Below are 24,979 nucleotides of genomic sequence, written 5' to 3'. Positions count from 1 at the left end.
TTTGAAAGGGGGCGCGTTTATACGTCCCCCTTTTACCATACCAACTTATACCCCACCCCGCGAATGTTCATGAGCTGAATATTAGGGTCGGCTTGCAGATGGCGGCGCAATTTAGTAATAAACACATCCAGGCTGCGTGCGTTAAAGAAACTATCGTCGCCCCATATGGCATCCAACAATGTCTTGCGCGGGATAACCTGATGCTGATATTTGCATAACATGTGCAGTATCTCGCTCTCGCGGGCGGTAATTTGCCATATGTTTATACCTTGCTGCAATGTATTTTTTTGGGGATTAAAAAACAGATCGCTTATCCTGTAAATTTCCCTCAGCGTTTTTGGCTTGTCCAGCAGGCGGTTGGTGCTGAGTAATACCCTTATCCTAACAATCAATTCCTCTACACTGAATGGCTTCTTCAAATAGTCATTTGCGCCGCTTTCAAAACCTGTTACCACGTCTTTCGGCTGCGAGCGGGCGGTAAGGAAAATGATCGGTGTCAGTTTATCCGCTTCGCGTATCCTTCGTGCAACTTCAAAGCCGTCAACTTTAGGCATCATCACATCAAGCGCCAGGATGTCGGGTTTTTTGTCGCGATATTTTTGAAGGGCCTGCTCGCCGTTAGCACATAATATAACGTCAAAACCGCTCTCTTCCAGACTTTCGCGTACAATATGCGCCAGGGATAGTTCGTCTTCCGCTAATAATACACAGATCTTATCCATTTTTTAAAGGTAGGGTTATAATGAATTCGCTTCCCGTTCCTTGCTGACTTTTTACCCTAATGCTGCCGCCATGCGCGTGTACAATGTACTTTACATAGTTTAAACCTAAACCGGTACCTTTTACATTATGTACGTTACCGGCCGGCACCCGGTGAAACTTATCAAATATATGACGGACGTGCGCGGCCGGTATGCCAATACCATTATCTTTTATAGAAAATACCGCTTTACCGTTATGGCTTGACAGGTTTATTTTAACTTCGGCAGGCTCGTCGCTGTATTTAATGGCATTATCAATAATATTGGTCATTACATTCCTCAGATGCGTCATATCAGCTACGATAGTAATGATTCCCTCCGGGTTATTATAACTGATGTCGACCTTTTTACCCGCTTTTAACTTTTCTGACGAGATCACGTCGTCTATCAACCGGTCAATCTGTACCTGCTCCTTATGTAAGTTTATTTGCTTGCTTTCAAATGCCGCCACGTTCAGTACCTTACTTACCAGGTCATTAAGGCGGGCAAGCTCGTTGCGCGAGGTTTGCAGGTAGCGCTGCGTCTTTTCCGGATCGCTGAAGGCATTGTACTTTTGCAGTCCCTCAATTGCAACGGTTATAGTAGCTATAGGCGTTTTCAGTTCGTGGGTCATGTTGTTGATGAAGTCGTCCTTTAACGCGGTTAATTTTTTTTGCCTTACCATGGTGCGGATGATATAGTAAAAACAGAATATGGTAAATACTATGAGTAAACCTGAAAGTAACAAGGGCAATATCATTTCTTTTAAAACTCCTACCTGTGCACGGTCAAACACAGCGCGTACATACAAGGTGTTCTTTTCGTTATGCTGCAGAAATAAAAAACCGTGATACTTGTAGTCGTATTGTTCAGTTTCGCTATACATAAGCTCGTTAGCATGATTTGTCTGAGCGGAAGTTATAGCAGCAGGCTGTGGTGAAGAGTGCCACAGCATGGAAAACGGCTTTGGCACACTGGTTACAGTGGCCGCTATCGGCTTGTCAGAAAAATGCAGTTCAAATTCGGCGCGCGGGTGTAGCTTATCCAGTTCTCTGCTGTAATATTCGTATAGCTTTATACTATCAGCCCTCCGGTAATTTTCAGGTAGTTCAAAAATTCCGTTGTGCAAGCCCTGGTTACCCGTATTGCTTTTCATAGCATCCTCCATTCCTAATAAAAGCAAGAGCTCATCCCTTAAATGCGGTACGTAAAACGACATTTCCGTTAAAACTTCGGGCACGGTGGCTTTATGGTCTATTTTCTGCCTGTAATAATCGTATACCGGTACGGTGGTGCTGTAAGGTTCACCTAAACCGGTGTATTTATTTTTTATGGTTATCTGTAAGGCCACGTGGGCTGTATCGCGCCCCATGATGGTATCTATTTTAATATGCGTACCCGGATCTGAAAGGCGCCTTACCATTACCACGCGTACAGAATCGAAATAGTCTTTTTTACAGCTGTCAAGCGCGCGCTGCATCACCACGTCAATATCATCGTCAAAACGTTGTTTGTTTAATTTAAAGGCATTAAAGCTCCAATACGCCTGGAATAAAATAACACCTGCCAAGGCAACGGCGGCTAAAACAAATACAATTTTAAGTTTGGTTTTCATTGCTGTTTGGGTTGATCGGAATAAAAGTAATGTGCCAAAAAGCAATCAGGCGTATCTGTTAACATTCGTTAACATAAAATAAGATTGGTTAGGGAAAAGTTACAAAAACAGCTTGTAGTTTTGGTGCCAGTAATCTTTTACAAAACCCCATTTATAGTTTGTATAGTTATTGATAGCGGTGATATTCATTTGCTTCATTTTAATGTTTTTTCCGCCAACAACCCTGTAAATATATATTCCATCTTTAATTTCGTTGTCGGCACATTCGTAACCGTTGATGGTGCCAATTTTAACAGGCTTGTAGTTCTTGAGGTAGAACAGGTCGCTCGTCCAGTTCATATCGGCACAGCCACTGCGGTGGTACGAGTAATAATAGCGGGTACCCTTTATTGCTTCCGGCGCAGGGAAACGGTCAAAGTCGGTTACCTCTATAAAGGTTTTGGAGGTTTTGTTATAAAGCAATAACCCTCTTATGCCTGGTACGTTGCCCGGTCTTACTATCCAGATATCTTTATAGCCATCGTTATTAAAATCTTTAAATTTCGCGTCGCTTATGTATGACGAGTCGCGGAAGATGATCTCTTCTTTTGAATTAAGCAAGGTTAAGCCAGCCTGCACAGTCCTGCGGATAGTATATTGCCGGCCGTCGACAACTTCTTTGATAACATCTAATACCGTATCAGCAACTGAGGGCGCCAGTGCAGTTTTGATGAAAGCGTGGCGTTCAATCGCTTTCGGTTCAGCCCGGTATTGCGGTGCCGCTTCCTTCGGCTTGCCGGTAACCACCAACGTTATAAAAAACATGAAAAAAAGTTTAGGCATACAGCTATAATTTGGCTTGAATATAATATTAAATCCTTGGGCAGCCATAAAAAAAGAGCGCCTTTAGCGCTCTTTTTTTATAATCGAAACGGAGACTAATCTCCTTTCTCTAATCTCTATTTACGGCCACACACCAAGGTTTTGGTACGATACCGCTATTTTGTTGATAGCGCCCACCATTGCGGCGTTACGCAGGGTTTCAACCTTGGGGTTGTTTTTGTATATCTCGCGTATCTCGTGGTATGAACGGATCATGGTATCTTCTAAACCGGAGTTCACCAGTTCAAGTTCCGATGCACCTTTAATAATGGTTGAACGTTGAATAGGTGTTAATGATGTACCGGTAATGCCTTCAACCATATTTACCAGGTTAAGGTTCGAGTTTTCTTCAAACCTGCGGTTCATGCGGCCGAAAGCAACGTGACTAAGATTTTTTAACCACTCAAAGTATGATACGGTAACACCGCCGGCGTTGGCGTACATATCCGGGATGATCATACCGCCGTTTTTATAGAATGCAGCCTCAGCCTCTGGCGAGGTCGGCCCGTTTGCACCTTCGGCAATGATCTTTGCCTTAATGCTGCCAATGTTTTCGGCGGTTATCTGGTTCTCTAAGGCGGCAGGCACTAAAATGTCGCAGGGCTGCTCCAGGCCATCCATGGTGTTTTTAAACTCTTTTTTGGCGCCTGTATAACCTAAGATAGAGCCGGTTGATTTGCGGTGCTGAAAAACGGCCTCTACATCCAGGCCATCCTCGTTATAAATAGCGCCTTCAAACTCACAAAGCCCTACTATGATGGCACCAAACTCCGACAAGAATTTTGCGGAATAGTACCCCACGTTACCTAAGCCCTGTACAATTATCTTTTTGCCTGATAAACCTGCAGTAAGGCCAAGCTTCTGCATATCCTCGCCAACGCTTACGCATTCGCGTATGGCAATGGCCACACCACGACCGGTAGCTTCGCGGCGGCCTGCAATACCATGCAAAGCGATCGGTTTACCGGTTACGGCGCCTAAAGCGTCAAGCTGGCCGGGGTTCATGGTGGCGTATGTATCGGCTATCCAGCTCATTTCGCGCTCGCCCGATCCGTAGTCAGGGGCAGGTACATCAATGCTGGGGCCAATAAAGTTCTTTTTGATCAATTCTACCGTATAACGGCGGGTAATATTCTCCAACTCGCCAACGGTGTAGTTTTTAGGGTTTATTTTAATACCGCCCTTTGCCCCGCCAAACGGTACGTTTACAATGGCGCATTTGTAGGTCATCAGGGCTGCAAGGGCCATAACCTCATCCTCGTTCACCATTTCGCTGTAGCGGATACCGCCCTTGGTTGGCGACTGGTGGTGCGAGTGCTCTACACGCCATGCATCTATCACTTCAAAGCCATTGCCTTTGCGTATAGGGAAACGAAACCGGTAAACACTGTTGCATGATTTGATCTGGTCTAACAAACCGGCATCGTGCTGGGTAAACTGCGCTGCATGATCAAAGTTTTTACATACGTCACCAAAAAAGTGCGTATCCTGATTTGCAGTCGGATTATTGATATTCATAATTTAGAATTGGATAAATAATTAATTCCTTAAAAAAGTGCACAAATTTGGTATAAATTTTATCAATAATTCAAATTTTTAATGTTAGTGTATCGCTTACACATGTGGCTATATGCGCCCTAAATCAAGGTTTAAACAACACAGGCCATGCTTTTGATTTACTTTTCTTTCTCGATTTTTCTCAATCTCCTGTCAATGCTGAACAGGTAAATAGTTATCCCGGCAAATACTATTACTATGGTGCCAATTACCACGTAAATTTTGCCTTCGCTGCGCATTTTATCGGCCATTTCAACAGAAGCTCCGTTTTGTGCTTTTACGGCAACAAAGCAAAGCAGCATCAGTAGTACGGAAACAAGTTTTTTCATCAGGCAATTTATTTTAATGGTGATAAGCGATCATGTGTCGGTTTACTTTTTTGAGCGGCGCACATGAGGGTTTTATATTAATTGATAGCGTTCTTTTTATATTCAATTAAACGGATGCGGTAACGTATAGTAGCTATCCATACGGCTATAAGCGCCCAGGCAATAAATGCCGGGTATAACACTATCCGCATACGGTTATCCATATCCAGCTTACCAAATGCCGGATTCCCCCCGTTGCCCGGGTGCAACGAGTCGGTCAGTCGTGGCAGCACCATAATAAGCACCACCATCACCGGGAAGGCGAAAATGTTGTATATGGCCGATATTTTGGCACGTTTCTGCTCCTCGTCTATCGAATTTCGCAGCACCAGGTAAGCGCAATACAGCAAAAAGGCAATAGCTGCGCTGTTTTGCTTGGGATCGTTACTCCAGTACTCGCCCCAGGTATAGCGTGCCCAAAGCATGCCCGTTATAAGCCCTAAAACAAAGAAGAATACACCCGTATTGGCGCATTCAACAGCTATCATGTCATACTCTTCCTTGCCGGATTGCAGGTACTTTATACTGTAGATGACCGATATGGTAAACACCGTGAACATGGCTATCCACATGGGTACGTGGAAGTAAGTGTTACGTATGGTTTCGTGCATGATGGGCAACCTTGGCACACCCAGCAGAAACCCGGCTACAAGCGTGTAAAAGATCACTACAACGGCTAATACTTTCCACCAGGTTTGATAAATAAATTTCATATATAAATTATGGCAGCAAATGTAATAATTAGATAGGTTGATTTAAGCATGCTGCGCTATTATTAGCAATGTTTCATTATGCATGCATATCAATTATAATAAGTTATTTACGCAGGTATGTTGAATTGAAAGATTGATAGGGTTTTGGGTTTGTGTGATGCTGCGCCCATCTTTCCACGCGGTTGAGAAATTCACTAATTCCCTGCCCCGTCCGACGGCTCGTAATCAACCGGCAATAAATTAGCCAGCTTGGCTTTTGACCATGTGCCTTCATAAAGCGGACTATCAGCCACCACTGTTCCGTTCATATCAAATACTACTATCGGGGCTAATAAGGTGATAACACTGGTTTCAAAATTTTCCATATCCAGCGGGCGGTAAAGGTCTTTAAAATCTTCGGTTTCGTGCTTTTTGGTATAAACAACGTACAGGTAATTGGGAAATGTTAGTACAAACAAACCTTCTTGCGGGGGTTTGCGCAGAACCGCGTAAGCGGTTAAAGGTGGTTTAGTAAGGTGCTCTTGGTACCATTTGGGCATGTCCTCCTTCCCCAGCCAATAAATAGTCGAGTCGCGATTAACCATTCTGAACGCTTTCAGCTTTTTTTGTATCAGCGCTTCGGGCGGCCGGTTGGGGTCAAGGGTCCTGCTGAAATCGTATATAACAAACCCTTCCTGCGAGAGGCGGTTCTTATACAGCGACCGGTAAAAGTGCTGGGCCGAGCCATAGTATGCTTCATCGCGCCTGGTCTTCCACTTTTGCTTTTGCGCTGCGGTGCCCGGCAACTCTTCAAAAAGCACGCGGCCGGAGTAGTTTATAGTACGGGTAATATTATTGCTGCTAAAATCCCTCAGTAAAAATTTCACTTTATATCCCAACGCATCATTATTCACCACCAAAAACTCATCACTCGATGCTTCTAACGTTTGTGTTTTACGGATAAACGAAAGGCTGAGCACCCGGGGATTTTCCACCTTGCAGTATTTAGCATTATCCGTTACGCCTATAAAGTCTTTTTTAAACTGTTCAAAGTTCTTTTTCCAGTCGGCGTTGCTGGTAATTACCACCTCGCGCATCATCATTACTTTTGGCGTAAGCGCTATGTTAACGGTTATGGGCCCCTGCCCCACCTGTATTTTTTGCGTGTATTCTTCATATCCAAGGGTTGATACGATGAGGTCATACTGCCCCGGCTTAACGCCGCGTAAAGTAAACGTACCGTCGTCATTAGTTGCGGTGCCAAATGTGGCGTTGTTTAGAAATACGCTGGCCTTTGGTACAACCTCGTTTGATGCCGAACTAACCACCTTGCCATTGATCACTGATTGCGCATCGGCACTAAAACCCCAGCCAATACAAACCAGTAAAACAAACCACCGGCAAACAGCTAAACGATATAATGGTGACGAAAGCATCAGTCGCGCCACAGATATGGAAACAATATTAAAGAGGAGGCAATAACAATAACGTTTATGGCCAGCAGCACGCCAATGCTGCCCAGGCTGAGGCTGCGGTCTATACCATCCATGGCAGCTTTGCTTACTTTTACCAGCAGCAGTATCACCGGTATAATAACAGGGAAGCTTAGTATAGCCATGAGCGTACCATTGTTGCCCGCCTTTGATGCTATGCCCGATAGCATGGTAAACACGGTAGAAAAGCTTATGCTGCCCAACAGTACGGTTACAAAGTAGAACAGGAGATCGTTTACTGTGTTAGGGAAAAACAGCATATAAACCAGCAGGGCCAGTATGCTCAACAATGCCATGAGTAAGGCGTTGTAGATGGTTTTTGACAGGATAATAGCTTGCGGATGCGCTATAGAATAATAGTAGAGCAAACGGGCCTTGCTTTCCTGCAAAAAGCTTTTGGCAATAGCGTTTACTGATGCAAAGAGCATAATTATCCAAAAAAGGATATTCCATACAATGGCGTAGCCGGTGCTTTCTTTAAAACCGGGATTTAGGTTAAAGGAAATATAACAAACAAACACGGTAGAAACGATATATAGCAGGATACCATTAAAAGCGTATTTTGAACGCCATTCCAGGATGATCTCCTTTTTTAAAAGTTCGATAGTTTGCCCGGCCAGTTTCATACTGCAAAGAAAGGTAAAAAGTCCGAAAGTCCGGAAGTCAGAAAGTCCGGAAGTCGGAATGTCCGAAAGAAAAAATATCTTTAACGATCGGGCTCCTGTCTTTCGGTCTTACGGACTTTCGGACTTTCCGTATTTCGGTCTCTCGGTCTTCCGGACTTCGGTCTTTCGGACTCACGGACTTCCCAACTTTCCGACTAAAAGAATAACTTAGCAAAATGAAAAACCTGCAGTTGAATAATAAATGGGTATTGGTAACGGGCGCATCAAGCGGACTTGGGCAGGAAATGGCCCGGCAGCTGGCGAACGTGCATAAAGCCAACCTTATTATTGCCGCCCGCCGTGCCGATAACCTGAACCAGCTGAAGGCCGAACTGGAACAGGTCGCGGGTATTAAAGTTAAGGTTATTGTTGCCGACCTATCCATCCCGGAAGAGGCCGACCGGGTAATTGCTGAAAGCATTGCAGATAATAACCTGTATGCCGCCATTTTAAACGCCGGTGTAACCTATTTTGGCAGGCATACGGAGCTACCGTGGGATAACTTTGAAAGCATCCTTAAAACAAACGTAATAGGCGTGGTACGCATGACCAACAGCCTTGTAAAATATTTTGACAAACCCGGTACTGAGGGCGGGTTGATGCTGGTATCGAGCATGGCAGGTTTTTTCCCGGTGCCCTACCAGGCGGCTTACTCGGCAACCAAGGCCTTTATAACCGCGTTTGGCAATGCATTGCATAACGAGTTAACCAACCCTGCTTTTTCAATAACTGTTTTTGCGCCGGGCGGCATAGCTACCGAGATGACCGACAACAGCAAGTTTAACGAGCTTAAAGGATGGCTGATGCCTGTTAGCGAAGCTGCAAAAGAGGCGATCTACGCGTTAATTACCCGTAAATATAACTATGTGCCTGGCTTGCTAAACCGCATAGGGAATGTATTCATGAACTTTTTACCGGCAAAATTTATAGGCAGTAAAATGAGCAAGGTGTATTTAAAATCGCTTACAAAAGCACAGCAATAATATGTACCAGGTTTATCACCGCACCCCTGTAGGTATTGCCCTTATCACTGCTGATGATACACATATCACCAAGGTATCCATCCGCGATGAAGAGGGGTTGCAAGAAACCGGAACCGATTCGCCGTTGCTGAAAGAGGCTATGAAACAATTAGACGAGTACTTCGCCGGCGACCGGAAAGAATTTGACCTGCCGTTAAACCAGCCTGGCTCGGCTTTTCAGCAACAGGTTTGGCAGCAGTTGTTAAAAATACCGTATGGCAGCACCATTACCTACGGCCAGCAATCAACCCTGAAGAACAACCCGCTGGCCATACGCGCCATTGCAGCGTCAAACGGCAAAAACAATTTGTGGATAATTGTGCCATGCCACCGCGTTGTGGGCAGTAACGGCAGCTTAACAGGTTATGCAGGCGGCTTATGGCGCAAGCAGTGGTTGTTAGACCACGAAGCGCGCGTTATGGGCAAAGGCCAAATTAAACTGCCCTTTTAGCCATCTTTTTGTCTTTTAAAACCTTTGCTATTTTGGCATGCAACTCATGTGCTTCAAAGGGTTTCGACAATACATCATTCATACCGGCAGCTATCGCTTCGAGCTGCTCGTGTTCAAATGCCGACGCGGATAGCGATATAATAGGTATACTGCGCATGGGCTCCTCAAACTCCGTACGGATAGCCCGGGCAGTTTGGTAGCCGCTTAGCCCCGGCATATGTGTATCCATCAGCACCAGGTCGTAACGCGTTTCTTTTAACTTTTCAAGAGCTTTATCGCCTGAATCAACAATCTCAACCTTTACATTCCAGTCCTTTAGCAATTTGGTCACCATAAATTGGTTTATCAAATTGTCTTCTGCAACCAAAACACTTGTGTTTACAAACGGGGCCAGTTTAGTGCTTGTTTTAACCATTTTAGGAACCTGAGGGTGGTTTGCTATAGCAAACCAGTTTACAAAACTAAATATGCTGCCGGTGCCGGGTTTGCTGCTTACCGTAAGCTCGCCTCCTTTTAGTTCGATGAGCCGCTTAACAATAGCAAGGCCTAAACCGGTACCTCCGTATTTATTAGAGGTATCGTCTTCGGCCTGTTCAAACGATTCGAATATCTTCGACAATCGTGCAGGCGGTATACCAATACCGGTATCCTCTACACTAAACTTGAGTTTCACTTTATTGTTTGATTTTTGCAGCACGGATACATTAAGTTTAACGTATCCCCTATCAGTAAACTTTATAGCGTTGCTTAGCAAATTCATCAATATCTGGTTTAACCGCAACGAGTCGACCAGTAAAGTTTCGGGTATATCGCTGTCTACATCGGTAATAAACTCTAAATCTTTTTCATCCGCATTAAATTTCAATAAACCTGCAACCGAGGTAACGATGGCTTTAATGTTATTTGGCGAACGAACGATGTTCAGTTTACCTGCCTCCATCTTGCTTATATCAAGCACATCGTTAATAACGCCCAATAATGAACGTGATGATGTTTCGAGCATATCCAGCAAGTTGTTCTGCTGGTTGTTAAGGGGTGTTTTGCGCAGCAAGCTGCTTAAGCCAATTATACCGTTAACCGGCGTGCGCAGCTCATGGCTCATGTTGGCCAAAAAGGTCTCTTTTACTTTTTTACCGTACTCGGCCGCTTCTTTTGATTTAATAAGCTGTAACTGATAACTTTTTTGAGGCGAGATATTGCTGATGTTGATAAAGATAGTCTTATTACGGTACGAAGCACGGCACTCTACCCATATAACATGCTTATCAAAGGTATTGAACTGAAGTTCGGATACCGCAAAACTTTTGTTGTCCTTAACAATTTCGCCCAGCTTTTTCCTGAACACGGGTTGGTCGGTATCAATGGCCAGATCAATAATGCTGGTACCTAAAACGGCAGCTTGCTTGTGGCCCAAAATAGTTTCGACAGCCGGGTTTACAGACTTTATCCTAAAATTTTCCGCATCAACAGCACATATAATATCGGCGCTGTTTTTAACTACTATTGCAAAATCTTCAAGCTCGTTGTTTTTTTGCCGGATATCATTCTGCGACCGCGCAAGCTGTATAAAGGCATCAACCTTGGCGGATGTAATATACGGATCGAGCGGTTTATACAAATAATCTACCGCCCCTGCTCCAAAACCTTTAACGGCGTACTTTGATTCTTTGGAAATTGCAGTAACAAAAATAGTGAGTATATTTTTTGTACGGGGGTTGGCCTTCAGCATTTGTACCAGTTCAAAGCCATCCATTTCGGGCATCTGAACGTCAATAAGCGCTATGTTAATTGGCGTTTTCCATGCTATTTTAAGCGCGTCGTTTGGCGATGTAGTGGCGAATAATTGTATATCCGGGCGGTTAAGCAGGGCCTCGAGCGCTATTATATTTTCTTTCCTATCATCAACAATAAGAATATTTACAGGGGCCATTAAGGTGAAATAAAGTTGTAGGGGTTATGTTATTTTTCAAGCAGTTCAAAAATCTCGGTTGTTCGTAAAATGTATTCGGCAGCACCCAAATCAATGGCCGCCTGGGGCATTTCTATCATATCTGCGTCGTCGGGATGCTGCGCTATTGTTAATGCCCCCTTCTGGCGTAATTTTAATAAACCCTCTGCCCCATCCTGGTTAGCGCCCGACAATAAAACGGCAGTAACACGGCTTCCGTAAACGTCGGCAACACTCTCAAAAGTAACATCGATAGAGGGCTTTGAGTACCACACCGCATCAGATACATCAAGGCTAAAAAAACCTTCGTTCTCCACCAGTGTATGATAATTTGGCGGTGCAATATAAATTACGTTGCGCTCTACCGGCTCCTTGTCGCTGATTTCCCGTAGCAACATACGGCTATTCTCTGCGAACAGTTTTTCGATTTCGCTAAAAAAGTTTTTTTTTCTGTGGATAACGATAATTACCGTTTTATTCAGGTTTTTGGGGAACAGTTTTACCAGCCGGAACAAAAGTTTAAATGACCCCGCCGAACCGCCTAAAAGCAGTATTCGCGATTGCGCCCAACGGTTCCTTATTTCATCATCAAGAGCCAATTTTTTGGTATATGTTTTCTTTTTGGTTGATGACCTTGAACTTTTTACGGAAAACCTCTGAACGGATGGTTTCCTTGTTGCCTAAACAAAGGTAGCCCAGCGGACAAAGGCTTTTGTAAAACAGGTCGAGTATCTTGTATTGCAATTCGGTTTCAAAATAAATAAACACGTTGCGGCAGCTTATCATCTGAAATTCGTTAAAACCGGTATCAGATATTAAGTTGTGGACCGAGAAAAGCGTATTTTGCTTCAGCTCGCTGTGGATGGCCGCGGCATCGTACATAATGGTAAAATGGTCGGTCAACGAGCCGGGAAGGCCTGTGAACAAATAGTTTTCGGCATAGCTTTTTAATTTGCGCAAGCTGTATATGCCTTTTCGGGCCTCGTTAAGTACACCGGCATTTATATCCGTACCGTATATAAATGTTTTTTTAAGCAGCTTTTCCTCGTTAAGCAAAATTGCCATTGAGTAAACCTCTTCGCCCGACGAACATCCCGCACTCCATATCTTTATATTCTGATAGGTTGACAGGTATGGTACCACCTGGGTTTTTAAGGCCTTATAAAACGCCGGATCGCGAAACATTTCGGTAACATTTACCGTAATTTCTTCTAAAAATTCCTGAAAAAATTCGGGGTTATTTACCAGTATATGTTTAAGATCGTAAAATTCCAGCTTTTTCAACATCATGATGCGGCCAAGCCTTCGCTTAAAGGAGGCTTCGGTATAATCACTAAAATCAAACCCATGGATAGTTTTTACAATATCTATAAGTTCGTTTAGTTGCGCGCTTGTTATGGTGTCTTTAGTTGGCAGTACCTTCATATATTAGCTATCCAGCCACAACTGCATTAAGGATATCAGCCTATCCATATCAACCGGTTTAGTAATATAATCGTTAGCGCCGGCTGCTATGCATTTTTCACGGTCATCCTTCATGGCCTTTGCGGTTAACGCAATAACAGGAAGCTTAGCCCATTTGTTTTGTTTACGAATATGCCTTGTGGCTTCGTAACCATCCATTTTCGGCATCATGATATCCATCAGCACAATATCAATATCGGTTATCTCTTCCAGCTTCGCTATAGCCTCTTCTCCGTCGTTAGCAATCACCACGTTAAGGTCATAACTTTCAAGGGCGCTGCTTAGGGCGAAGATGTTGCGCATATCGTCATCAACAATAAGCACCTTTTTGCCTTTAATGGTTTCTTTACCTTTGGTGGTGGTTTTAATTTTACCCGGGTTTGCTCCGGGCTGAATGCCCGATTCGCTTATCTTGTTCAAAAACAGGTTTACTTCGTCTATCAGCCTGTCTGATGATTTGCTGGTTTTTACCACCATGGCATTGGCATACTGCATCAGCCTGTTTACCGATGTTTTATCAAGTTCCATAGCCGTATTGATGATAACCGGCAGGGAAGCAAATTTATCAACCTCTTTGATCTTGTCTAACAGGTCAAGCCCGGATATATCAGGCAGGTTAAGGTCAAGTATAACGCACTGGTATTCGGTCTCGTGCAGCATCCGGAATGCCGACTCGCCGTCAAACGCGGCATCTACGGTTATACCGCGGCTCTGCATCAACTCTTTAAGCGCCTGACTTTGCGCCTTATGGTCTTCTACCAACAATATTTGCGTAACACGGGTATCGCTGTTGGCAACAATATCACCAAACAGCTTATCAAGGGCTTCGGTGCTTACCGGCTTTTTCAAAAAGCTGATTGCGCCTTCTTTACGTACACGGTTTGCGGCGGCTTCGCCGGCCGACATTAAATGCACAGGGATATGCAAAGTCGCCTCATCGTGCTTTAATTCTTTCAATATCTGCCAGCCATCCTTGCCCGGCAGCATGATATCCAGGATGACTGCATCGGGCTGCTGCTCCTTAATGGCTTCAACAGCGTTGGTGCCTTCGCTTATCACTATAGATTTAAATCCATGCTCCTGAGCGTAATCCTGCAGGATGTTGGCAAAGTTTTTATCGTCCTCAACAATGATCACAAAGGGCTCGTGGTCTGGGTCAGAAGATTTTTTAACTATCGTTTCCAGGAAGGTGGTCGGCTGATAAGTTTCCACTGTCGGCAGGCTGTTTTCGTGCGGTTCGGCATTTTTAGCCTTAAAAGGAAGGGTAAGCACAAACTCGCTGCCCTTGCCCGGCTCGCTGCTAAGGGTAATTGTGCCGCCCAGCAGTAAAGCCAGTTCGCGACTGATAGACAATCCTAACCCGGTACCGCCGTATTTGCGGCTTGTTGAACCGTCGGCCTGTTGAAACGCCTCGAAGATCAGCTTCTGCTTTTCGGCCGGGATGCCTATGCCCGAATCTTTTATTTTAAAGCTAATGGTGTTTTCGCGGGGGCCTGCAACAGCGTTTATACTGATGGTGCCAGCTTCGGGGGTAAACTTAAACGCGTTCGCCAGCAGATTTTTCAATACCTGCTCTACCCTTACCTTATCAGTGTATATGGTTTGCGGCACATCTGATAGCTGGGTGGTATAATTGATGTGTTTGTTGCTGGCAACTTCGGCAAAAAGCGATTGCATATCGGCCAGGATATCGCTAACACGGATATCTTCGTTTTGCATATCCAGCTTACCCGATTCAATTTTCGACAAGTCGAGGATGTCGTTGATCAGCGTAAGCAGGTCGTTGCCGGCATTGAATATAACACTTGCGTATTTGATCTGATCTTCGGACAGGTTGTGCGGTTTGTTGTCTTTCAGAATACGGGCCAGCACCAAAATACTGTTTAGCGGGGTGCGCAGTTCGTGGCTCATATTAGCCAAAAACTCTGATTTGTACCTGCCTGTGGTTTCCAGTTCGTTCGCTTTAATGCTGATGGATTGGCGGGCCTCTTCAATGGCCTGGTTCTTTTCTTCAAGCAGGCTTGCTTTTTCTTCCAGTTCGGCGTTAATGGTTCGCAACTCTTCCTGCTGTACACGCAGCTCTTCTTCTGATGCCTGCAACATTTCTGTTTTGTTCATCAGTTCTTCGTTGGTAACCCGCATTTCTTCCTGCTGTGCTTCCAGTTCTTCGGCCTGTTGCTGGGTTTCTTCAAACAGGTCGTGCATAATGGTGCGCGCCTGCGATGTATTTACCGCTATGCCAATATCGTTTGACATCAGTAATATATATTCTTTTATATGCTCGGGTACCTGTTCCCGGAAACCAAGTTCGATAACGCCTTTTAGCTTTTTATCAAAAAAGAAGGGTACTATAAAGGTTTCTACCAGTTCGTCCTCTAAAACAGAGGAGCTTAACAGCAGTTTATCATTAAGTTTACCTTTAACTATAGCAGCCTTTTCGTCACTTGCGGCCTGGCCTATCCAACCTTCGGATATACGGATGGATTGTTTCAGTGCACTTGGGTCGGTAAAGGCGTACGACGCGTACAGGTCAAGCTTCTCTTCATTCTCGTTATACAGATACAGGGTACCGGTAAGGGCATTTGAATATTTGCTAACTTCTGACAGGATATTATTTGCCAGTTCTTTTTCGCTTTGCTGGCCCTGCATTTTTTCGTTTAGGTTGCCGCTACCGGTAAGCAGCCAGTTTTTCGCCTCGTTTTCGGCTAATACCTTTTCCAGTTCAATGTTGGCAACACGTACTTCTTCTTCTACTTTTTTCTGGCGTGCAAAAGTTGCCTGTATGTAAAAGAACATGATCACAACAATAAGCAGGAATATGCCGCAGCCAATTGCAATTACAATTATCGCCTCCCTGGAAGCCTTGTCAGATGCCGCCTTGCGCTCGGCCAGCAGGCTGTTTTCAGTTTCTACTACGCGGCTGTTGATATCGCGGATACTATCCATGTTACCCTTACCCTTAAAAAACATGCGGTTGGCCACCATATAATCAAGCCCTTTGGCTTCGCGGGTTTCGATATTTGTTTTCAGGATAACCAGCTGGCGGTTTACAATCGTCTTCAGCGAATCAACCCTTCTAATTTGCGATGGGTTATCAGCCACCAGCTCGGTTAATTGGTTCAGGCTTTCGGTAATCCGTGGTACTGCCTCGTTATATGGGTCAAGAAAGCTCTTATTAGCTGTAGCACCATAACCGCGCATGCCCGTTTCGCCATCGATAAGCAATTGCATTAAATTATTGGTGGTTCTTATAACCTTTTGTGTGTGGTTAACCCAAACGGTATCGTCCTCTAACTGCTTTATGCTTTTAAAGGAAAGTACGCCAACAATTAATACAAGCAGAATAGATATGGCAAAGCCAGCTAATACCTGATTGCGAAAATTAAGCTTGAACATAGATATGAGGTAGTTTAATGTGGTGCAAATATGTTTAAAAATATTTGCACCCAAAATAATATTGAGTAATAAACAATTAGCAGGTAAACAGTTATCTGCCTTCGTTGTAAGTACGTTCTTTTGAACTTAAAGCACCTATTACGGCTATTGCAGGCCCGGCAAATAATACATACCAGCCCCACTTAAATGCAATTTGCCTGGTAAGGAACCCGTTTATACCCTTAAATGGTATAAAGCTAAAGCTGGCCTTTACTTTTAGCAACGCCGCAATATAAAGAAGCGTTACCAAAACCAGGGCTACCCATGCCACAACGCGGGCAATTTTAACCTGATTAAGCACGGTGCAAAGTATGCCTATAACGCCAACCAGCATAATGCAAATGCCGTAGGGCTGGTTAAGCTTATAAACATTCATGTTAAATAAATGAAACGGACGCAGCATTGGGCAATAGGTTGCCACAATTAACATGATAAAACCTGACAATAACAAAAGTGATGCAGGGCGCATAGCTTATTTTTTTATCTCCATTTTATCGGCAAAGTGGGCACAGTAATCGCGCAGATCTTCTACGATATTCTTTTCGCCGGTTGCCCGTAAAAAGGTATCGCCCATGGTTTGCAGGGTTTCGTAAAAAAAGCGTTTCATTTCATCTACAGGCATATCTTTTGTCCACAGGTCTATCTTCAGCGTATTTTGATAACTTTTATCCCAAAGCGATAACATCATTGCGTTTACAGGCAAAGCCTCTTTGTTTTTAGAATCGGTTGACTCCCACATAATGTTTTCGGGAATGTTGTTATCGTCAAGTTGTATGGTAAGCTTTATTTCAGCGGTCTTCATTTAAAAGATATTATTTAACAAGGAAAAATATGATCAGCACCAAAGTTATAAAGCTTAGCTCTACAATCCATAGTTTTTTGGTTTCGGCAAAGAAATTACGGAAAATTATATCCAGCAATGACACAACTATGCCAAAAAGAATAAATATAAGGCCAATGGTTCCGCTCCAATGTTCGTAGGGGCTGCCGGTAATTTTGGCTCCGTTTATAAAGATATAGCCCGCCAGTATAAAAAAGGCAGCGGTTGCAAAGTTCAGGGGGCTTATCCTGAATTTTGATGGCTTAGTAGCGTTTTTTTCTGTCAGATCGTTTTGCTCCGCCATAGGTTTTAGCTGGTTTCTTGTTAGCACTGTTAGGTTGTTTTTTGGCTTTCGCGGCCTCGAATTTCTTGATCTGCGCAAGCGATTTCTTCTCGTGAAAGGCGCCCTTAAAATCAGGATCTTCCTTTCGCTTTTGCATATCTATTTCGCGGGCCTGATCTTGCCGCTCGGCATAAGGCGTTTCTTCAACAAATACCTCATCGGGCATATTATACACCGGGATGGTTTGCCTTATCAGCTTTTGGATCTTATTGATATAATATTCTTCAGAGGGTACGGCAAATGTAATGGCCACGCCCGAATTATACGCCCTGCCCGTGCGGCCTATACGGTGCACATAATCTTCAATCACTACGGGCACGTCAAAGTTTATAACGTGGCTAACGTCGCTTACATCAATACCGCGTGATGCCACATCGGTAGCCACCAGTATTTTTACCTCATCGTTTTTAAACGAATTAATGGAGTTAATGCGTGTATTTTGCCCCTTGTTGGCATGCAGTACCTTTACTTCTGCTTCGCCAAACTTGCGCAGCAAAAATTTGTAAACATCCTCGGCAGCGGTGCGTGTCTTGCAAAATATCATTAACTTTTTAATGTCGCCCTCTTTATCAAGCAGGGCTTTAAGCAGGTTTATTTTAGTTTTAACGTTGGGTACGTGGTATAGTTGCTGGTCAACCGTTTCGGCGGTAGTTGCCTGTGGGGTAACTTCGATAATCGTAGGAAACTCCAGGAAATTGTACGAAAGCTGCTGTACCTTATCAGACATGGTAGCCGAAAAAAGCAAGTTCTGCCGTTTTACAGGCACCACCTCCAAAATTCGATTTATTTGCGGCATAAAGCCCATATCCATCATTTTATCGGCTTCATCCAATACCAGGGTATTAATGGTTTTGGTAACAATGTGCCCGGCTATATAAACGTCAAGGAAACGCCCGGGTGTAGCCACAATAATATCAACCCCTTTTTTAATGTTCTCTATCTGGGTTTTAGGACCAATGCCGCCATAAAGCACCACTACACGCAAATCGGTATTTACAGCAAAGGCCTTGATATTCTCTTCTATCTGCATAGCCAGTTCACGCGTGGGCGATACAATAAGTGCGCGCGGGTTTTCGCCTTGCGCATATTTAAGCTTCATTAAAATAGGCAATACATACGCCGCGGTTTTACCCGTACCGGTTTGCGCAATACCCATTACATCCTGCCCGTTTAAAATCGGCGGAATAGCTTTTTGCTGTATAGGCGTAGCCTCGGTATAACCGGCATCGGCAATAGCATTTAATATTTGCCGGTTAAATTTAAAATCTTCGAAAGGTACAGCCATAGCGGCAAAGATAAGGTTTTGTTTTTAGTCGTCATTAAACTTACCCCCTGCCGCGCTAAACGGGGATTTGAGCATAAGTATTTCCCATTCTGCCTTATTGTGCAAAAAGAAGATATTACCCATTGACCGGTACTTTGCTTGTATCATCGGCATTGTGTTTCGCGTATAGCTTTCAAAACTTATCTTCGCTCAGAATTAATTTAACACATGAAAAAACTTTTACTTACTGCAATTACCGCGCTCTTCATTTTTTTTACTGCTTCCGCTCAAACGGGCAAAGGTCATAAATATCTTGGCGGCAGTTTCACCTTTAGTTACGACGAAGATGGCACCGTGCAAAATGTGAATTTTGACAGCGGCACTACACAATACTTTAATAAGAACATCATCAGGTTCAACATCAGCCCCGAGTTTGGCTTCTTTTTAGGCGATAAATGGTCTATCGGCGTACAGCCCGGCTATTCAAGGGTATCGGGTACCGAAATATCAAATTTTTATTCAGATACCGACCCCACCAAAAATTACAGTTATACCAGTAAGTATCATACCGATGTTATTGGCCTTGCCCTTAACATACGCTACTACTGCATGCTTACCGATAAATTCGGCATTTATCCCCAGGCAGGGATAAGTTCGTCGCATATAGCCAATAACTTTACCGATGGCCACTTTGCAGCCTTTGCCGGGCCTAATGTGGTATTTTTCCCGACGCCAAGAGTTGGTTTAAATATGGGGTTTGGTAATATCAGTTACCAATACAACTACCTGAGCCACGGAAGTTTTGTAAACGCGAGCCTTAACGATAATTTTGTTTTCGGGATTAATTATTACTGGGGTAAATAGCCGTTCTGCTTCCCAAAGAGGGTTATCCCCGGGTAATAATAAATTGCAGGTGGTTTACCATACCAAAGTCAAAGCCATTTTTTGACACGCATAAGTTGCAGATTTGACCCGGGATAAAATGGAAAACAGTACCTTTACAGCTATGGCAAGTATCCTTATTAAAAGCGCTACTATTGTAAATGAAGGAAGGCAAACCCAGGCCGACCTTTTTGTTAAAAACGGTTTTATTGAAAAGATCGGCGGCAATATTAATGTAAAGGCCGATAAAGAAATCAATGCCGAAGGCCTGCATTTGTTGCCTGGCTGTATTGACGACCAGGTGCATTTTCGCGAGCCGGGCCTTACGCATAAAGGGAACATCTATTCTGAATCGCGCGCGGCAGTTGCAGGTGGCATCACCTCTTTTATGGAGATGCCCAACACGGTACCAAACGCCTTAACACAACAATTGCTGCAGGATAAGTACGATATTGCCGCCCGGAATTCGCCTGCAAACTATTCCTTTTTTATGGGTGCCTCAAACGACAACCTGGACGAGGTTTTACGCACCGATGCGCGGAACGTTTGCGGTATTAAGGTTTTTATGGGTTCATCAACGGGCAATATGCTGGTAGATAACCCCCACACACTTGAAAACCTGTTTGCGCAATCGCCTATGCTGATAGCCACCCATTGCGAAGACGAGGCCACTATCAAAAGCAACCTGGCGCATTACAAGCAACTGCTTGGCGACAACATACCGGTAAGGCTGCACCCTAAAATACGCAGCGCCGAGGCTTGCTATCTTTCATCGTCAATGGCGGTTGAACTGGCTAAGAAACACAATACCCGGCTGCATATCCTGCATATATCTACCGCTAAAGAAACCCACTTGTTCAGTAACGATATCCCACTGGCCGACAAGCGCATAACCGCCGAAGCCTGCATACACCATTTATGGTTTACCGATGCCGACTACGAAACAAAGGGCAACTTTATTAAATGGAACCCTGCCGTTAAAACCGCGGAGGACAGAGATGAGATATTGAAAGCCGTGCTGGACGGCCGCATAGATGTGATAGCAACTGACCACGCACCGCACACCCTGGAAGAGAAAGCGCAACCTTACCTGCAGGCGCCAAGCGGCGGCCCGTTAGTGCAGCACGCCCTGCCGGCCATGCTTGAACTGTATCATCAGGGCAAAATAACACTGGAGCAGGTGGCCGAAAAAATGGCCCACAATGTGGCAACCATCTTCCGGGTAGAAAAGCGCGGCTTTATACGCGAAGGCTACTGGGCCGATCTGGTGCTGGTAAACCTGAACAACCCGTGGCAAGTGAACAAAGATAATATCCTTTATAAATGCGGCTGGTCGCCGTTTGAGGGTAACACCTTTAAGGCAAGGGTGGTGAGCACCATTGTATCTGGCAATTTGGCTTATGAAGAAGGTAAGCTGGTTAGCCAACAAAGCGGGCAACGGATGACGTTTGAGCGATAAAATTATCCAAACGTGTTGGGGGCCGGCAAGAGCATCCTAACTGCTTCCTCACAACCCAAATCATGGTTAACATGGTTAACACAATTAAGCCGATTTTTGACACAAGTAGTTGATTATAAACTATTTAATAAAAAACCGTGTTAACCATGTAATGATCAATCTACCGCTACGTATACTTTCGATTCAATATCCTCAAACGCTTTGCCGGTAACATCGTAAACATCAAAGTCGGCGGTGTAGGTACGCCCGATACCCGATTGCCAGATGTATTGCCAGGTATCGCCAATGTTGGCAGGGAACTCGCCAGCCGGCGTAAATACCATGTATTTGCCAGCCGGGATAGCCTTGCCGGTAAATCCTTCGGGAAGGTATTCTATCGAACTTACCTTGCAGCCTAATATGGCGTTATAGTAATCGTTGTGATCGCTTTCGTAGTCGGTATAAACGCAATACAGTTCGTTGCCCTCCTTTTCGTTCAGCTTTTCGGCCATATTACCATCGGTAAACTTTTGCCAAAGGCTCCCAATGTCGCGGCTTGCCCGGCCGTCTTTATTTATTGTTCGTACGGCTAAGCCCGCCACGTAAAACATAGGCAGGTGCGTTATTTCGTTATCCATTTAAATATAGTTGTTTATAAATGCAGCGTATGCGGCGGTTATTTTTCTAAAATCTTTTTTAAACCTCCAAATACCATTTGCCAGTTCTTTTCCGAATGCTCTTTCGAGGCTTCATCCTTTATATTATCCTGGGTGAGGGTAAGTGTGGTAACACCATCATTTTCCGCTAAACCGTAGCTTACATTAGCGTAGTTTTCGGGCTTATCCTCGGTGCCGCTCATGCTGCTCCAATAACTGTATAAGATATATTTACCGGGGATGATTTCCTTTATGGTTCCCTTGTCCTGGTAGGTTTTGCCTTCCCATTCGCCGCTAAAAGTAATAGGGCTGCCTGCCTTCCAGTCAGATTTTACCGTAGTGCCAAAAAAATATTGCTTAATCACCTCAGGGTCTGTTAACCCCTTCCAAACCTCGGCAGCAGGTGCCTTAATATCAACAGTTGTTGTTAACGATAGCTTATCCATGATGTTTTATTTTGATTTTAGTGTAATTAACAGCCTATATCGCTTATAGTTTGCTAACACAAATAAAGGGGGCGAATTGACAACTGTATGTCAGCAGGACTAAAAGTGGCACCGAATTTATTTTGGGATCACACTCGCAACTTAAGGTGCACTATCTACCTGTCCTGAGAGATGCTGAAATAAATTCAGCATGACGAACCGATTATACTTCAACAGGAGTATTCCGTTTTATGATACCCTCCGCTATCTCCGCTATTTTATCTTTTAAACCAGCCGGGCTTAACACTTCCGCGTGGTCGCCAAACATCATAAACCAGCGCGCAAAGCCTTGTATAGAGATGGTAAGGAAGGTCATTTCGCGGTACCCCTCAAACTGCTTTTCAGATACAAAGCCATGGTAATAGCGCTGCTCGTTTATATAATTTGTTACCCCGTCATCAACCCGTATTATAACGGTTTCCAGCTTATGCTCTGACGCGGTTTGCGCTATGTAATCTTTAAGTGTCGGGTGGTTCCCTTCAAATACCTCGTCGGTTTCGGTAAGGCCCAATATCCGGTCGAGCCTGAAGTCGCGGTAATCGTTACGCATTCGGCAATAGGCTATCAGGTGCCAGTAGCTATCCAGGTAAAAAATACCAATAGGCTCTATGTGGCGGTTAGTTTTGGTTTGGGTATAACCGGCCATGTAATCGATACAAAGCACTTTTTTTGCAGCAATGCCATTTAATATCGTTTGTATGTGGTTATTGTTGTTTACCCGGCGCTGTATCTGGCTTTTTAGCACCTCAATACTGCTGTCCATACTTTCCAGCAGGTCCTTTTCAGATGTTTTTAGTATAGCCCGTATCTTATACATAGCCGAGCGGTGCTGCGCCGCGGTAGAGGCGTCGGTCATTTTTTCTACAAACTTCTCAGCAGTTAAAAAAGCCGTGGCTTCTTCGCGGGTAAACATAATAGGTGGCAAACGGTAACCATCTACCAATGAGTAACCTACTCCCGCCTCGCCAATAATGGGCACGCCGGCCTCTTCAAGCGAGCGCACATCACGGTAAACCGTGCGCAGGCTGATGTTAAACCTTGCTGCTATATCGCTTGCTTTTACAACTCTGCGGGTTTGCAGCTGTATCAATATGGCAGATATGCGGTCGATGCGGTTCATTGCCCCAAAATAACAAAAAACAAAGTATCTTAGTGCAAATGTTATTTAATAATGACCGAAGAACCGGACGACAGGATCATCACCCTCGAGCAATATTACGACCCCATGCTGGCGCATATTATGCGTACCAAACTGGAAGATAATGGCATCCCCTGTTTTATTGCCGATGATAATATCATATCAGCTAACCCAATATACAGTAACGCGGTTGGGGGTATCAAGCTCAAAATATTTGAGCGCGACCTTGAAAAATGCCGCGAAATTTTAGCGCAAACCGGCGATCTGCACGAGCAGGACCACTTTGAGATAGACGAGGAAACACATGTGCCGGTTGTATGCCCGTATTGCGGGTCGAGCAACGTGCGTTACGGTGCAGCCACGGAACGGAAGGCGCATTGGTTAACAGCATTCTTATTTTTGATACTTTCGGCATTTCCGCTTTACGCGCGTAAGGCCTGGCATTGCTTTAACTGCCAGCGGGACTTTGACTGAGCCTCACCCCAGCCCTCTCCAGAGGAGAGGGAGCAAAACTTTTTTAAAGTCCTCTCCTTTGGAGAGGATTTAGGTGAGGCTTCCCGAATGTATCAAAGCTGATACATTCATACATATTTACACCCTATCATTATATTTATCTCTATGTATAACCGTCGTAAATTTTTACAGCTAACCGCTGTAACTGCTTCTTTAACAGCTATATCAAAATATGCGCCTGCAAAACCTTTTGCAAGCAAGGCCGCCGGCCGGTTCCCTATCGTGATCTCTACCTGGGATTTTGGCATCGTAGCCAATAAGGAAGCATGGAAAACGCTGTCAAAAGGCGGGCGGGCGTTAGATGCTGTTGAAGCCGGTGTGCGCATACCCGAAGCCGACATGAATAACCATACCGTTGGACGCGCCGGTTACCCCGACCGCGACGGCCACGTTACACTGGATGCCTGCATTATGGATGAGTTTGGCAATTGCGGATCAGTGGCCGCGATAGAAAACATCGCGCACCCCATATCGGTAGCCCGGCTGGTGATGGAAAAAACCCCGCATGTAATGCTGGTTGGCGATGGCGCTACACAGTTTGCCGTTGAACATGGCTTTAAAAAAGAAAAGCTGCTTACCCCCGAATCATATAAAGAATGGAAGAAATGGCTTAAAACAGCCAAATATTCGCCGGTGTTGAACATCGAAAACCAGCAGCACCGCCCGGGTGGCAAATACAACCACGATACCATTGGCATGCTTGCTATTGATGCCAAAGGCAACATCAGCGGTGCCTGTACTACCAGCGGTATGGCCTTTAAGCTGCATGGCCGTGTTGGCGATAGCCCTATCATAGGCGCAGGGCTATTTGTAGATAACGAGGTGGGCGGCGCAACATCAACCGGCGTGGGCGAAGAGGTGATACGCAACGTAGGCAGCTTTTTGGTAGTTGAATTAATGCGCCAGGGCTACTCGCCCGAGGATGCTTGTAAAGAGGCCGTTAACCGCATCATCAAAAAGAAGCCCGAAACCGCCAAAGAGATACAGGTAGGCTTTTTGGCCATTAATAAAAAAGGTGAGTATGGCGCATATGCCATACAGGAAGGTTTTAGCTTTGCCGTATGCGACGCCAATAAACAAGACCTGCTGATACCGGGCAAAAGCTTTTACAAGGATAAAAAGTAGTATC

Annotated in this window: 25 protein-coding genes; 6 read left to right on the top strand and 19 right to left on the bottom strand. The window is 44.6% G+C overall.

The genetic code is table 11. From position 1 onward, the window contains the following. Positions 1-32: 32 nt before the first annotated feature. From GWR56_RS14945 to GWR56_RS14910, 8 genes are all read right to left on the bottom strand, one after another. Complete coding sequence (locus GWR56_RS14945; protein ID WP_162432028.1) at positions 33-722, bottom strand: response regulator transcription factor; 690 nt, start codon at positions 720-722, stop codon at positions 33-35. Then, positions 715-2,355, bottom strand: coding sequence for a sensor histidine kinase KdpD (locus tag GWR56_RS14940; protein ID WP_162432027.1), 1,641 nt, complete (start codon positions 2,353-2,355; stop codon positions 715-717). Before GWR56_RS14940 ends, GWR56_RS14945 begins: the two co-directional genes overlap by 8 nt. Before the next feature lie 99 nt (positions 2,356-2,454). After that, positions 2,455-3,177, bottom strand: a complete 723-nt coding sequence (locus tag GWR56_RS14935; protein WP_162432026.1) for a hypothetical protein — start codon at positions 3,175-3,177, stop codon at positions 2,455-2,457. Positions 3,178-3,297: 120 nt separating this feature from the next. Continuing rightward, positions 3,298-4,734, bottom strand: coding sequence for a Glu/Leu/Phe/Val dehydrogenase (locus GWR56_RS14930; protein ID WP_162432025.1), 1,437 nt, complete (start codon positions 4,732-4,734; stop codon positions 3,298-3,300). Positions 4,735-4,892: 158 nt separating this feature from the next. Further along, positions 4,893-5,102 (bottom strand): CcmD family protein, encoded by a 210-nt coding sequence (locus tag GWR56_RS14925; protein ID WP_162432024.1) that lies wholly within the window; start codon positions 5,100-5,102, stop codon positions 4,893-4,895. 77 nt (positions 5,103-5,179) lie between these two features. Further along, complete coding sequence (ccsA, locus tag GWR56_RS14920) at positions 5,180-5,845, bottom strand: cytochrome c biogenesis protein CcsA (RefSeq protein WP_162433213.1); 666 nt, start codon at positions 5,843-5,845, stop codon at positions 5,180-5,182. A gap of 203 nt (positions 5,846-6,048) precedes the next feature. After that, positions 6,049-7,269, bottom strand: a complete 1,221-nt coding sequence (locus tag GWR56_RS14915; protein ID WP_162432023.1) for a carboxypeptidase-like regulatory domain-containing protein — start codon at positions 7,267-7,269, stop codon at positions 6,049-6,051. Then, on the bottom strand, positions 7,269-7,952 hold the full coding sequence (locus tag GWR56_RS14910; RefSeq protein ID WP_162432022.1) for a heme exporter protein CcmB: 684 nt from the start codon (positions 7,950-7,952) through the stop codon (positions 7,269-7,271). The genes GWR56_RS14915 and GWR56_RS14910 overlap by 1 nt, the downstream gene beginning before the upstream one ends. A gap of 215 nt (positions 7,953-8,167) precedes the next feature. Here GWR56_RS14910 and GWR56_RS14905 point away from each other — a divergent pair, with 215 nt between their 5' ends. Continuing rightward, positions 8,168-8,974 (top strand): SDR family oxidoreductase, encoded by an 807-nt coding sequence (locus tag GWR56_RS14905; RefSeq protein ID WP_162432021.1) that lies wholly within the window; start codon positions 8,168-8,170, stop codon positions 8,972-8,974. Between the two features lies 1 nt (position 8,975). Beyond that, positions 8,976-9,464 (top strand): methylated-DNA--[protein]-cysteine S-methyltransferase, encoded by a 489-nt coding sequence (locus GWR56_RS14900; RefSeq protein WP_162432020.1) that lies wholly within the window; start codon positions 8,976-8,978, stop codon positions 9,462-9,464. On the opposite strand, the gene GWR56_RS14895 is transcribed toward GWR56_RS14900, so the two are convergent. From GWR56_RS14895 to GWR56_RS14860, 8 genes are all read right to left on the bottom strand, one after another. Beyond that, complete coding sequence (locus GWR56_RS14895; RefSeq protein ID WP_162432019.1) at positions 9,448-11,394, bottom strand: response regulator; 1,947 nt, start codon at positions 11,392-11,394, stop codon at positions 9,448-9,450. The two genes, GWR56_RS14900 and GWR56_RS14895, sit on opposite strands and share 17 nt — an antisense overlap. 29 nt (positions 11,395-11,423) lie before the next feature. Then, entirely contained in the window at positions 11,424-12,011 is a 588-nt protein-coding gene (locus GWR56_RS14890; RefSeq protein WP_162432018.1) for a chemotaxis protein CheB, read from the bottom strand. Then, complete coding sequence (locus tag GWR56_RS14885) at positions 12,001-12,837, bottom strand: protein-glutamate O-methyltransferase CheR (RefSeq protein ID WP_162432017.1); 837 nt, start codon at positions 12,835-12,837, stop codon at positions 12,001-12,003. Before GWR56_RS14885 ends, GWR56_RS14890 begins: the two co-directional genes overlap by 11 nt. Before the next feature lie 3 nt (positions 12,838-12,840). Next, positions 12,841-16,272, bottom strand: coding sequence for a response regulator (locus GWR56_RS14880; protein ID WP_162432016.1), 3,432 nt, complete (start codon positions 16,270-16,272; stop codon positions 12,841-12,843). Between the two features lie 91 nt (positions 16,273-16,363). Next, complete coding sequence (locus GWR56_RS14875) at positions 16,364-16,714, bottom strand: hypothetical protein (RefSeq protein ID WP_162432015.1); 351 nt, start codon at positions 16,712-16,714, stop codon at positions 16,364-16,366. 69 nt (positions 16,715-16,783) lie between these two features. After that, a complete protein-coding gene (gene gldC, locus GWR56_RS14870; RefSeq protein ID WP_162432014.1) occupies positions 16,784-17,113 on the bottom strand; it encodes a gliding motility protein GldC in 330 nt (109 codons plus the stop codon). Positions 17,114-17,123: 10 nt separating this feature from the next. Continuing rightward, positions 17,124-17,435 carry a hypothetical protein gene (locus GWR56_RS14865; protein WP_162432013.1) on the bottom strand — a complete coding sequence of 104 codons (312 nt, stop codon included), beginning with the start codon at positions 17,433-17,435 and terminating at the stop codon, positions 17,124-17,126. Beyond that, positions 17,395-18,759 (bottom strand): DEAD/DEAH box helicase, encoded by a 1,365-nt coding sequence (locus GWR56_RS14860; RefSeq protein ID WP_162432012.1) that lies wholly within the window; start codon positions 18,757-18,759, stop codon positions 17,395-17,397. The genes GWR56_RS14865 and GWR56_RS14860 overlap by 41 nt, the downstream gene beginning before the upstream one ends. Before the next feature lie 207 nt (positions 18,760-18,966). Here GWR56_RS14860 and GWR56_RS14855 point away from each other — a divergent pair, with 207 nt between their 5' ends. Together GWR56_RS14855 and GWR56_RS14850 are read left to right on the top strand one after the other, a co-directional pair. Continuing rightward, positions 18,967-19,602, top strand: a complete 636-nt coding sequence (locus tag GWR56_RS14855) for a hypothetical protein (protein WP_162432011.1) — start codon at positions 18,967-18,969, stop codon at positions 19,600-19,602. A gap of 142 nt (positions 19,603-19,744) precedes the next feature. Continuing rightward, the gene (locus GWR56_RS14850; protein WP_162432010.1) at positions 19,745-21,079 is read left to right on the top strand and encodes a dihydroorotase; all 1,335 of its coding nucleotides are present in this window, start codon (positions 19,745-19,747) and stop codon (positions 21,077-21,079) included. 155 nt (positions 21,080-21,234) lie between these two features. On the opposite strand, the gene GWR56_RS14845 is transcribed toward GWR56_RS14850, so the two are convergent. From GWR56_RS14845 to GWR56_RS14835, 3 genes are all read right to left on the bottom strand, one after another. Further along, entirely contained in the window at positions 21,235-21,696 is a 462-nt protein-coding gene (locus tag GWR56_RS14845; protein WP_162432009.1) for a GyrI-like domain-containing protein, read from the bottom strand. A 38-nt stretch (positions 21,697-21,734) separates the two neighbouring features. Further along, positions 21,735-22,160, bottom strand: a complete 426-nt coding sequence (locus tag GWR56_RS14840; RefSeq protein WP_162432008.1) for an SRPBCC family protein — start codon at positions 22,158-22,160, stop codon at positions 21,735-21,737. Positions 22,161-22,362: 202 nt separating this feature from the next. Next, positions 22,363-23,319: a YafY family protein gene (locus GWR56_RS14835; RefSeq protein ID WP_162432007.1), complete on the bottom strand. Its 957-nt coding sequence runs from the start codon at positions 23,317-23,319 to the stop codon at positions 22,363-22,365. 51 nt (positions 23,320-23,370) lie between these two features. On the opposite strand from GWR56_RS14835, the gene GWR56_RS14830 reads away from it, so the two are divergent. Together GWR56_RS14830 and GWR56_RS14825 are read left to right on the top strand one after the other, a co-directional pair. Next, positions 23,371-23,811: a DUF2007 domain-containing protein gene (locus tag GWR56_RS14830; RefSeq protein WP_162432006.1), complete on the top strand. Its 441-nt coding sequence runs from the start codon at positions 23,371-23,373 to the stop codon at positions 23,809-23,811. Between the two features lie 144 nt (positions 23,812-23,955). Next, positions 23,956-24,975, top strand: a complete 1,020-nt coding sequence (locus GWR56_RS14825) for a N(4)-(beta-N-acetylglucosaminyl)-L-asparaginase (RefSeq protein ID WP_162432005.1) — start codon at positions 23,956-23,958, stop codon at positions 24,973-24,975. Positions 24,976-24,979: the final 4 nt, after the last annotated feature.

Origin of the sequence: Mucilaginibacter sp. 14171R-50 (genome assembly GCF_010093045.1) — a bacterium.
GTDB lineage: Bacteria > Bacteroidota > Bacteroidia > Sphingobacteriales > Sphingobacteriaceae > Mucilaginibacter.
The sequence above is the reverse complement of the archived record's forward strand: the minus strand, read 5'-3'. Positions and strand labels throughout refer to the sequence as shown.